Origin of the sequence: Micrococcus sp. R8502A1 (assembly GCF_006704135.1) — a bacterium.
In the GTDB taxonomy this organism is placed as follows: domain Bacteria; phylum Actinomycetota; class Actinomycetes; order Actinomycetales; family Micrococcaceae; genus Micrococcus; species Micrococcus luteus.
The window spans coordinates 1-10,096 of sequence record NZ_VIGS01000071.1; the positions used below are offsets into that span (position 1 = coordinate 1).

At 74.6% G+C, this 10,096-nt stretch carries 10 protein-coding genes; 6 read left to right on the forward strand and 4 right to left on the reverse strand.

Going from position 1 to position 10,096, the window contains the following annotated elements:
- On the forward strand, positions 1–1,651 hold a 1,651-nt coding region (locus tag FLM69_RS10405), incomplete at its 5' end, for an amidohydrolase (protein ID WP_255502830.1).
- Between the two features lie 217 nt (positions 1,652–1,868).
- Positions 1,869–2,789, forward strand: coding sequence for an SDR family oxidoreductase (locus tag FLM69_RS10410; RefSeq protein WP_036382428.1), 921 nt, complete (start codon positions 1,869–1,871; stop codon positions 2,787–2,789).
- Positions 2,790–2,819: 30 nt separating this feature from the next.
- Here the strand turns inward: FLM69_RS10410 and FLM69_RS10415 are convergent, their stop codons facing one another.
- Together FLM69_RS10415 and trpB are read right to left on the reverse strand one after the other, a co-directional pair.
- Positions 2,820–3,521 carry a ZIP family metal transporter gene (locus FLM69_RS10415; RefSeq protein ID WP_036337122.1) on the reverse strand — a complete coding sequence of 234 codons (702 nt, stop codon included), beginning with the start codon at positions 3,519–3,521 and terminating at the stop codon, positions 2,820–2,822.
- Positions 3,522–3,575: 54 nt separating this feature from the next.
- Positions 3,576–4,877 carry a tryptophan synthase subunit beta gene (gene trpB, locus FLM69_RS10420; RefSeq protein WP_197458574.1) on the reverse strand — a complete coding sequence of 434 codons (1,302 nt, stop codon included), beginning with the start codon at positions 4,875–4,877 and terminating at the stop codon, positions 3,576–3,578.
- 248 nt (positions 4,878–5,125) lie between these two features.
- Here trpB and FLM69_RS10425 point away from each other — a divergent pair, with 248 nt between their 5' ends.
- The 3 genes from FLM69_RS10425 (at position 5,126) to FLM69_RS10435 (ending at position 7,405) form a co-directional block, all read left to right on the forward strand.
- Positions 5,126–5,701 carry a GIY-YIG nuclease family protein gene (locus tag FLM69_RS10425; RefSeq protein ID WP_063189372.1) on the forward strand — a complete coding sequence of 192 codons (576 nt, stop codon included), beginning with the start codon at positions 5,126–5,128 and terminating at the stop codon, positions 5,699–5,701.
- A gap of 91 nt (positions 5,702–5,792) precedes the next feature.
- Complete coding sequence (locus FLM69_RS10430; protein WP_141844158.1) at positions 5,793–6,356, forward strand: GNAT family N-acetyltransferase; 564 nt, start codon at positions 5,793–5,795, stop codon at positions 6,354–6,356.
- 17 nt (positions 6,357–6,373) lie between these two features.
- On the forward strand, positions 6,374–7,405 hold the full coding sequence (locus FLM69_RS10435) for a DMT family transporter (protein ID WP_082836637.1): 1,032 nt from the start codon (positions 6,374–6,376) through the stop codon (positions 7,403–7,405).
- A gap of 39 nt (positions 7,406–7,444) precedes the next feature.
- Here the strand turns inward: FLM69_RS10435 and FLM69_RS10440 are convergent, their stop codons facing one another.
- The gene (locus FLM69_RS10440; protein WP_036318039.1) at positions 7,445–8,680 is read right to left on the reverse strand and encodes an MFS transporter; all 1,236 of its coding nucleotides are present in this window, start codon (positions 8,678–8,680) and stop codon (positions 7,445–7,447) included.
- Between the two features lie 24 nt (positions 8,681–8,704).
- On the opposite strand from FLM69_RS10440, the gene FLM69_RS10445 reads away from it, so the two are divergent.
- Entirely contained in the window at positions 8,705–9,214 is a 510-nt protein-coding gene (locus FLM69_RS10445) for a MarR family winged helix-turn-helix transcriptional regulator (RefSeq protein ID WP_036318042.1), read from the forward strand.
- 15 nt (positions 9,215–9,229) lie between these two features.
- Here FLM69_RS10445 and FLM69_RS10450 read toward each other — a convergent pair whose 3' ends face one another.
- Positions 9,230–10,048, reverse strand: coding sequence for a spermidine synthase (locus FLM69_RS10450; RefSeq protein ID WP_141844160.1), 819 nt, complete (start codon positions 10,046–10,048; stop codon positions 9,230–9,232).
- Positions 10,049–10,096: the final 48 nt, after the last annotated feature.

The window sequence follows — 10,096 nt, forward strand, 5'->3', positions numbered from 1 at the left end:
GTCCCAGGAGACCCGCCCCATGCAGCTCGACCTGATCGTGGAGAACGCCCGGCTCATCACCGGCGACCCCGCCCGCCCGTCGGCCTCGCGGCTGGGGGTGTGGCGGGGCGTCGTCGTCGGGGTGGACGAGGAGCTGGACGGCCTCGCGACGCGCGAACGTCTCGACGCGCGGGGGCGCACCGTCCTCGCCGGGTTCAACGACGCCCACGCGCACAGCGTCTGGTTCGGCCAGTCCCGGCTGGACGTGGACCTCGAGGGCGCGCGCACCGCGGAGGAGGTCCACCGCCGGGTCTGCGCCCGCGCCGCCGAGCTCGACCCTGGCGCCTGGGTGACGTGCACCGGCTTCGACCCCGGCCACCTCACCGGCCCCCAGCCCGACCGGGACAGCCTCGACGCCGCCGCCTCCGGGCGCCCCGTGCTCATCCGCCACAACACGGGCCACGCCGTCACGGTGTCCGGGGCGGTGCTGGTCCTGGCCGGTGTGGGGGAGCAGGTGCTGCAGCAGCCCGAGGGCGGGCGGATCCTCACGGATGCCGCCGGCCGCCCCACCGGCCTGTTGGAGGAGACCGCCATGAGCCTGGTGACCCGGCTGCTGCAGCCGGAGTCCCACGAGCACATCGGCGCGTGCCTGGCGCGGGCGTCGCAGGAGTACGCGGCCGAGGGCATCACCTCGGTGACGGATGCGGGGGTGGCCGGCGGGTGGATCGGGCACAGCCCGCTCGAGTTCGGCGCGTATCAGCGCGCCCGGGACGCGGGGCTGCTGCGCACCCGCTTCCAGACGATGGTCACCCTGGACGCGCTGCACCCGGTGGACGGCCATCCCGACGACGGCACGCACCTCACCCTCGACGCCGGTGTGCGCACGGGGGTGGGCGACGAGTGGCTGCAGATCGGGCCGGCGAAGGTGTTCACGGACGGGTCGATGCTGGGCCAGACCGCCGCGATGACCGAGGACTACTGCGGCCACGGCCACGGCCGCGGCTACCTGCAGCAGGACGCGGGGGAGATGCGCCGGGCGTGCCTCGGTGCGGCGGCCGCCGGATGGGCGCTGGCCCTGCACGCGATCGGCGACGCCGCCCTCGACTTCGCCCTCGACGTGATCGCCGAGGCGCGGGGCCGGTTCGGGCGGCCCGTGATGCCGCACCGCGTGGAGCACGGCGGGGTGGTCCGCGACGATCAGGTGGCCCGCATGGCCGAGCTGGAGGTCGTGATGGCCACCCAGCCGAACTTCATCAGCGCGTTCGGCGGGTCGGTGCGGGAGCGGATCGGGCCGGAGCGGGCCGCGCTGTCGTACCCGGCCGGGCGGCTGCTGCGCGCGGGCCTGGTGCTGCCCGGCAGCTCGGACCGTCCCGTGGCCGGCGGCCGCCCGCTGGAGGTCATCCAGGACTTCGTGCTGCGCCGCACCGAGACCGGCGAGCAGTACGGCCCGGACGCGGAGCGGCTCACGGTGGCCGAGGCCCTGCACGCCTACACGGTCGGCTCCGCGGAGGCGACCGGCTGGGGCGGCCGCAAGGGACGGCTCGCCGCAGGCCAGCTCGCGGACTTCACGGTGCTCAGCGAGGACCCGCACGCGGTGCCGAGTGACCAGATCGCGGCGATCGACGTCGTCGCCACCGCCGTGGGCGGGGAGTTCGTGCACGGCGGGCTGTGACGCCCGGCCCCGGCCCCGACGCCCCGCGACGAGCCCTGCGATATGGCCCCTAAACGCGTGGTTTAGGGGCCATATCGCAGGGCTCGTCATCCGGGGGAGCGGGTGGGGCATGTCCGGCGACCCGGCGGTCAGCCGTGGCGCCGCCGGGGGGCTGCTCCCTACGCTCGGAGGACGGCGCGCAGACCGCGCGTCGCCCCGAGACCGTGAGGAGCACCCCGTGGCGCACGACGACGCGAACACCACCACCACCGACCAGCTCACCCTGCAGGACCCCACGAAGCGCTACCCCGTGATCAGCCCGCCGGAGGAGACGCTGCCCGGCACCGGCCTGGACGCGGAGATGACGCCGAAGGCCGACCTGGGTGAGAAGTCCTACCGCGGCACCGGCCGTCTCGAGGGCCGCAAGGCACTCATCACCGGCGGCGACTCCGGCATCGGCGCGGCCACCGCGATCGCGTTCGCGCGCGAGGGCGCCGACGTCGTGATCACCTACCTGCCCGAGGAGGAGAAGGACGCCCAGCACGTCCTCGGGGTCCTGCAGGCGGAGGGGCGCACCGCCGCCGGGATCCCCGGCGACCTCCGCGACAAGACGTTCTGCGCCGACCTCGTGGCCCAGGCGGTCGAGAAGCTCGGCGGGCTGGACGTGCTGGTGAACAACGCCGGCAAGCAGGTGGCGCAGGACTCGATCGAGGACATCGACGACGAGCAGCTCGAGGCCACCTTCGACGTCAACATCCTGGCCCAGTTCCGCCTGGTCAAGGCCGCCCTGCCGCACCTGAAGCCGGGTTCCACGATCATCAACACCACGTCCGTGGTGACCTACATGGCCCCGCCGCAGCTCGTGGACTACGCCTCCACCAAGGCCGCCATCAACACCTTCACGAAGGCCCTGGGCCAGCAGCTGGCCCCGAAGGGCATCCGCGTGAACGCCGTGGCGCCCGGGCCGATCTGGACCCCGCTGCAGCCCTCCGGCGGCCAGAAGTCGGAGGACCTGCCGGAGTTCGGCCAGTCCACTCCGCTGGGCCGCGCCGGGCAGCCCACCGAGCTGGCCCCGGCGTACGTGTTCCTGGCCTCGCCGGAGTCCTCCTATGTGGTGGGCGCGACCATCCCGGTGACCGGCGGCATGCCCACCCCGTGACCGGAGCCGGGCGTTCCTGTCCCTGGGCGGTCACACCACCAGGGACAGGAACGCGCCGAGCGCGAAGCCGACCACGGTGAGCAGCCCGGCCTTCTCCCCGCCCTTCTCTCGGGCCTCGGGGATCATCGTGTCGATCAGCATGACCAGCAGGGCGCCGGCCGCGAAGCCCTGGATGCCGCCGGTCAGGGCAGGGGAGGCGACGTCGGCGATCAGCCCGCCGCCCCACGTCGCCAGGGCGCAGACCACCGCCACGAGCGACCACTGGATCAGCAGGTGGCGGCGCGTCTTGCCGCCGTCGAGGGAGTCGGCCGTGGCGGCGATGGACTCGGGCAGGTTGGACATGAAGATCGCCACGAGCAGCGCGAGGGACACGCCCTCGCCCGCGACCAGCCCGATGCCCAGCACGAGCTGTTCCGGGATGCCGTCCAGCAGCGCGCCCACGGTCAGCGCCGCACCCGAGGACGAGCCCCCGGACCTCGCGGCGGAGCGCTCCACCGCACGGTCGCCGAGGAAGTAGGCGGCCGCGCCGAGCGTCAACCCGATGCCGACGGCGGCAGGTCCGGCCGCCTGCACGCCCGCCTCCGCGAGCTCGAAGGACACGGACGCGATCAGGGCGCCGGCGCCGAAGGCGAGCACGAGTCCGATCGTGCCCATGTGCCAGCGGCGCAGGGTCGCCAGGACGGCGCCCACGAGCAGGGAGGACGCGGCGACCGCGCCCCACATCAGGGTCATCACGGCAGCCAGGCTACGCGCTGACCGGGGGCGACGCCGGGCCGCCGCCTCAGCTCACCGCACGACCTCGTCCGCCTCGCCCGTGAGCCCGAGCTTCTCGGCCACGTAGTCCACGTCCTTGTCTCCGCGGCCGGAGAGGTTGACCAGGATCCGCGCGTCCCGGCCCATCTGCGGGGCGAGGCGGATCGCGTGCGCCACGGCGTGCGCGGACTCGAGCGCGGGGATGACGCCCTCGAGCCGCGTGAGCCGCTGGAACGCGTCGAGCACGGCCGCGTCGTCCTCGGCCACGTACCGGACGCGGCCGACGCTCGCGAAGTGGGCGTGCTGTGGACCGACGCCCGGGTAGTCCAGGCCCGAGGCGATCGAGTGCACGGGATCCGGGGTGCCGTCGTCGTCGGCGAGGACGAGGGTGGCCATGCCGTGGAGGACGCCGTCGCGGCCCTGGGTCATGGTCATCGCGTGCTCGCCCTTGGTCGCGGAGCGGCCGCCGGGCTCGACGCCCACGAGCGCGACGTCGGCGTCGTCGAGGAACGCGGTGAACGCGCCGATCGCGTTGGAGCCGCCGCCCACCGCGGCGACGACGGCGCTCGGCAGCGCCCCGAACCGCTCCTGGAACTGGGCGCGGGCCTCGCGGCCGACCACGGACTGGAAGTCGCGGATCATCGTGGGGAACGGGTGCGGTCCCACCACGGAGCCGATCGCGAACAGGTACTTCTCCGGGTCCGCCGCGTACACCTCGAACGCCGAGTCCACGGCCTCCTTCAGGGAGCGGCCCTCGCGCTCCACCGAGACCACCTTCGTGCCGAGCAGGCGCATGCGCACCACGTTGGGGTGCTGCTTGGCCACGTCGATCGCACCCATGTGGATCTCGCAGTCGAGGCCGACCATCGCGGCCGCCGTCGCCAGGGCCACGCCGTGCTGGCCGGCGCCGGTCTCCGCGATCAGGCTGCGCTTGCCCATGCGCTTGGCGAGCAGCGCCTCGCCGATCGTGTGGTTGATCTTGTGGGCGCCCGTGTGGTTCAGGTCCTCGCGCTTGAGCACGATCCGTGCGCCGCCGAGCTCGTCGGAGAGGCGGTCCAGCGGGGTCAGGGGGGAGGGGCGCCCGACGGCGTCGCGCAGCAGGCGTCGGTATTCGGCGTAGAACTCGGGGTCCTGGCGCGCCTCGGCGTACGCGCGGGCGACCTCGGCCATGGGGCCGGCCAGCTGCGGGGGCAGGTGGGCGCCGCCATACTGGCCGAACATGCCGTCCGCGGAGACGTCCAGGTCCGGGGTGGTGACGAGGTCGCAGGCCTCGGCGAGGGTGCGGGGCTCGGGGGCGCCTCTCAGGGCGTTGTCCTCGGGGTTGCGGTGGGTCATCGGGGGTCCTCCTGGGATGGGGCCCGCCGGAGCCGCTCATGACGGAGCCGCCCGGCAGGCGAGCGGCTCGTCGTGTCAGATGCGCATGACCGGGGCCGCCCTCAGGCGGTCCACCACTGCTGCGCGTGCATCTGCATGGGGCCAGCGTACTGCACGTCGGGGCAGGCGTGAGTCTCACCATGTGGCTACAAATCTCATAATGTGGACGCGGCTCCCCATCTCAGTGAATCGCGATTCACCCTGGATCCATGACCGTCACCACCGTCGACACCCAGTCCCTGACCGCCGAGGCCGCCGCTGTGCTGGCCGCGATGCCCGGTGTGTCCTACGAGACGTTCCTCGCCGAGGCCCCAAGCCTGCCGGGTGTGGTCGCCGTCGTCGCCGACGACGCGGCCCGTGCCGCCCTCGGCCTGCCCGCGCAGCACACCGGCCTGCTCGCCGTGACGGCGGCGCCGCACGGCCTGCGCGACCGCGACGTCCGCGTCGCCTTCCAGTCCGGCCGCACCGGCGCCTCCCCGCTGCGCCAGGGCCTGGCCGCCCTGCTGGCGGGCGAGCTCGGCCTGGACGTGGAGCGCACCAGCCCGGGTGCGGCGGGGGCGGGCTTCACCCTCACCCCGGAGTCCGAGCAGACGCTCACGGCGTGGATGCGGGAGCACCTGACGCTGCGCGCCTGGGTCGCCCAGGACGCCTCCGCCCTCGAGGGGGTCGCCCGAGAGGTGGCCGCCGACCTCGCCCCGGCCCTGCAGCCGGGCGCTCTGGAGGCCCCCGTGGCGCAGCGGGTCGCGGCCATGAGGGCCTCCGCCCGCCGGTCCGCCACGCTCTGAGCCGGCCGGTCGCCCGGGCGACGCCCTCGTCCGTGGCGCTCGGTCTCGTCGTGCCGGGAGATCACCCCGAGGCCGCTGACAGGATGGGTGCATGAAGCACGAGATCGTCCTCACCCGCGGGGACCTCACCCTGCGCCCCCTTGCCCCCGACGACGGCCCCGCCCTGTGCGAGCTCGTCGACGCGGCTATGTGGGCGGGGAACAGCGCGCCCCTGCCGGTGGACGGCGCGGCCATGTCCGCGCACCTCGCCGAGCTGATCGAGCGGGAGGGCACCTTCGCCTTCGCCGTCGAGCAGGGCGGGGAGCTGGTGGGGCGCACGAGCCTCTATGACCTGGTGCCCGGGCTGCGGGTGGAGGTGGGGCACACGGTCTACGCGCGTCGGGTGTGGGGCACCTCCGTGAACCCCGGCTGCAAGCTGCTGCTGTTCGGGCACGCGTTCGAGGAATGGGCACTGGAGCGGGTGGCCCTGCGCTGCGACCACCGCAACGCCCGTTCACACGCCGCCATCGCCCGCCTGGGGGCGACGTTCGAGGGCACTCTGCGCCGCTTCCGTCCGGCGGCAGACGGGACGATCGCCGACGTCGACTACTTCAGCGTGGTGCGCGAGGAATGGCCCGCGGTGCGCGCCGGGCTCGAGGCGCGCCTGGCGGCCTAGGGGTGTACAACGGGGGGATGCCACCCGAAGCCTCTGCCCCGTCCGCCGAGCGCGGACCCTCCCGCTCCCGACCGGCCGCCGTCGCCGCCCGCCCGGACGCCCCCTCCCCGCGGGCGACCGCCCTGCTGTTCGCGCTCGCGGTGGCCGCCGGCTCCGTGATGCCGCTGCAGGGCCGCATCAACTCCCGCCTCGCCCACCTGACGGGCGACCCCGTCCTCGCCGCGCTGTGCTCCTTCGCGGCGGGCCTGGTCGTCATGGTGCTCGTGAGCGTGCTGACGCCGCGGGGCCGCCGGGGCCTGGCCCGCATCCGCCCGGCCCTCGCCGCGGGGTCCGTGCGCCCGTGGTACGCGGTGGCGGGCGTGATCGGCGGACTCCTGGTGCTCACCCAGTCCGCGACGATCGGCCCCCTCGGCGTGGCCGTGTTCACGGTCGCCGTGGTCACCGGGCAGGTGGTCGGCGGGATGGTCGTGGACCGGCTCGGGCTCAGCCCCGCCGGGGTGCAGCGCCTGACGCCGCGGCGCCTCACGGGGGCGGCGCTCGCCCTGGCCGCGGTCGCCCTCGTGGTGTGGCCCAAGCTCGGCGAGGCCGGCGGCGGGCCCGGCTGGGCGCTGCTGGCCCTGCTGCCCCTGCTGGCCGGCCTGGCCACCGCCGGACAGCAGGTGTTCAACGCCCGTCAGACCACGGCCTACGGCACCGCCATCCCGGCGACCCTGGTCAACTTCACCGCCGGCGTCCTCTTCCTCGGGATCGTGTGGGGCGGGATCGTCCTGGCCTCCGGCCACGGCATGCCCGCGCTGCCGCACGACTGGCGGCTCTACCTCGGCGGCCCGCTGGGGTGCGTATTCATCGGGGTGGGCGCCATGGTCGTCCCGCGCCTGGGCGTCTTCGCCGCCACCCTCGGCCTGGTCTCGGGCAACCTCCTGGGCTCCCTCATGGTGGACCTGGTGGCCCCCACCGACGGATCCACGGTCACCACGACGACGGTGCTGGGCACCCTGGGCGCCCTCGCCGCCGTCACGCTTGCGTCCTGGCCGGCGCGGCGCCGGTAGCGCCGCCCGCGGCGACAGCCCGCGGTCACCGCGCGGGACTCAGGCGCGGGCCACGGTCCCCCGCCGCCCGTGCCGGCGACCGTGCATCACGAAGTAGTACCCGGCGGCGATCACCAGCACACCCGCCAGGGCCGCGTACATGGCGCCGTAGCCGGCGGAGGCCACGAGTCCGCCGAGGAGCACGGGGCCCAGGCCCAGCCCCACGTCCGCGAACAGCATGAGGGTGGAGATGCCGGCGCCGAGCTGGTGGGAGGGCACCGCGTTCACGGCGATCGCCTGGGCCGCGGGCATGAGCGTGCCGTAGCCGAGGCCGCTCAGCGCCCCGGCCAGCACCACCTGCCAGTCGCGCGTGGCGAAGGCCAGCACCAGGAGCGCGGCCGTGAAGCAGAGGAGTGCGGGGTAGACGACGGCGTCGTCCCCCCGGCGGTCCTGCAGGGTGCCCAGGGTGAGGCGCATGACGAGCATCGCCGCGGCGTAGGCCAGGAAGAAGAGGCCGGCGCCGGCCGTGAGCCCGCGCTCCACCGAGTAGGCGTTCAGGTAGGTGAGGATCCCGGCGTAGCTCAGGCCCACCAGCAGCATGAAGCCACTGATCGGCAGCACCGCCGGGTGCAGCACGGAGCGCAGGCGGAAGCCCACCGCGGGGGCGGGGTGCTCCAGGGGGACCTCGCCGGCGGCGCGCTCGCCGTCGACGCCCGCCGCGGCGGGCGCCTCGCGCACCAGCAGGCCCAGCACGAGGCTGACCACCGTGATCCCCAGAGTCGCCCGGAACAGCCACACGTAGCCGATGGAGCCGGCGAGGAAGAGCCCCAGGGCGGGGCCGATCGCGGTGGCCAGGGTGGTGCCCAGCGCGAGGTGGCCGGTGGCCTCCGCGCGTCGCCCGTCGGGGATGGCCGCCTGGGCCAGGGCCATGACGGCGGTGCTGGCGAAGGCGTAGCTGGCGCCGTGGAGCATGCGCACCGCCACCAGGGCCGGCAGCGAGGAGGCGACGAGGTAGAGCGTGCAGGACAGCGCGACGGCGACCAGGGCCACCACCAGGACGCGGCGCTTGCCGAAGCGGTCCACCACGTGGCCGGTGACCACGCGGCTGAGGGTGGCGCCGATGACGAAGGCGCTCGAGGCCAGCCCCGCCCCGGCGTCCGAGGCGGCGAACTGCCGGACCGCGTACACGGCCATGGTGGTGACGAGGGCGTAGAACGCGAGGAACTGGAGGAAGGAGACCACCCAGGCGAGGACGAAGGTGGGGGAGGCGATGCGTTCCTGCTCGGCGATTTGCATGATGCAAAAGGTAGCATCGTTTGCATGATGCAATCATCTGAGGGGGCGTGGGTCGACCCGGTCGAAGGGATCATGTACGAGCACATGCTCCTGCTGCGGGTGGCCACGCAGGGGGTGGCCCCCTACGGCCGGTCGAGCGCGCTGGAGCGCAGCGCCACCGTGCTGCTCGCCCGCCTGGAGGCGGGCGGGGCCATGAGCATCGCCGAGCTGGCCGAGGCCTTCGACCTCGACGTCTCCACCGTCCACCGGCAGGTGGCCGCCGCCATGAAGGCCGGCCTCGTCGAGCGGGTGGTGGACCCCGACGGCGGCTCCGCCCGGCTGCACCGTCCCACGGAGGAGGGACGCGCCCGCCTCGCCGCGGAGCTGAGCTCCCGCGCGGACAACGTGGCGCAGATCGTCTCCTCCTGGCCCGCCGAGGACGTCGTCGAGTTCAGCAGGCTCCTGCGGCGTTTCAACGAGGGGGCGGAGGAGCGCCGGGGCCACCCGTGGCCCCGACCGCAGACGGGCCCCGGTGCGGAGGACCCCCGGCTCTGAGCACCGCGCCCGCCCTCAGGCGCGACGGATGCGGTCGGCCAGCGCGGCCGACTCCGCCGGGTCCAGCACGGCCGCCGGATGCGGCCCCGCCGCGGCGAGGCGCTCCGTGCAGCCGGCCTCTCCCAGCGGCGCCCCCGCGGCCAGCACGACGTTGCCCCAGTCCAGGCGCTCCAGCATCCCCTGGTCCGCGAGCGTCCACGGGCCGGGCACCCCGGCCTCGGCGGCCGCCTCCTCGAGGGCGCCCAGCTCGGCGCCCAGGAAGCGCAGGCCGGCGTCGTCGCCGATGTTCACCAGCAGCACCCCGCCCGCCGTCAGCAGCTCGAGCAGCTCCCCGTAGAACACGGCGCCGCGCAGGTGCTCGGCGCCCTCCTCGCCGGTGCCGATGTCCAGCACGACGGCGTCGAACCGCTCCCCGTCCAGCGCGAGGTCGACGGCGGCCAGGCGCGCGTCCGCGACCACGGAGACGAGGTCCGTGCCCGCCGGCAGGGGCAGCTCGGCGAGCACGAAGGACACGAGCTCCCGGTCCAGGTCGACCACCGTCTGCTCCGAGCCGGGCCGGGTCGCCTGGAGGTAGCGCGGCAGGGTCAGCGCGCCCGCGCCGAGGTGCAGGACCCGCACCGGCGCGCCCGCCGGAGCGACGCCGTCGAGCACGTGGGCCATGCGGCGCAGGTACTCGTAGCGAATGCGCAAGGGGTCGGCCAGGTCCACGTGGGACTGGACGGCCCCGCCGATCTCCAGGACGAACCCGCCGAACTCGTCGGGGGCGATGCGGGCGTCCACGCCCGACGTGGACAGGTGGACGGTGCGGCCGGAGGGGGAGGGCCCGGCTCTTATACACATCTGACGCGGCCGACGATCGCATTAGGTGAGTTGTAGGAGAGA

Excerpts from the sequence above, each read along its gene's own strand:
- FLM69_RS10415 (WP_036337122.1), bottom strand. The coding sequence starts at position 3,521 with ATGACCCTGATGTGGGGCGCGGTCGCCGCGTCCTCCCTGCTCGTGGGC.
- trpB (WP_197458574.1), bottom strand. The coding sequence starts at position 4,877 with ATGACCCACCGCAACCCCGAGGACAACGCCCTGAGAGGCGCCCCCGAG.
- FLM69_RS10425 (WP_063189372.1), top strand. The coding sequence starts at position 5,126 with ATGACCGTCACCACCGTCGACACCCAGTCCCTGACCGCCGAGGCCGCC.
- FLM69_RS10430 (WP_141844158.1), top strand. The coding sequence starts at position 5,793 with ATGAAGCACGAGATCGTCCTCACCCGCGGGGACCTCACCCTGCGCCCC.
- FLM69_RS10435 (WP_082836637.1), top strand. The coding sequence starts at position 6,374 with ATGCCACCCGAAGCCTCTGCCCCGTCCGCCGAGCGCGGACCCTCCCGC.
- FLM69_RS10440 (WP_036318039.1), bottom strand. The coding sequence starts at position 8,680 with ATGCAAATCGCCGAGCAGGAACGCATCGCCTCCCCCACCTTCGTCCTC.
- FLM69_RS10445 (WP_036318042.1), top strand. The coding sequence starts at position 8,705 with ATGATGCAATCATCTGAGGGGGCGTGGGTCGACCCGGTCGAAGGGATC.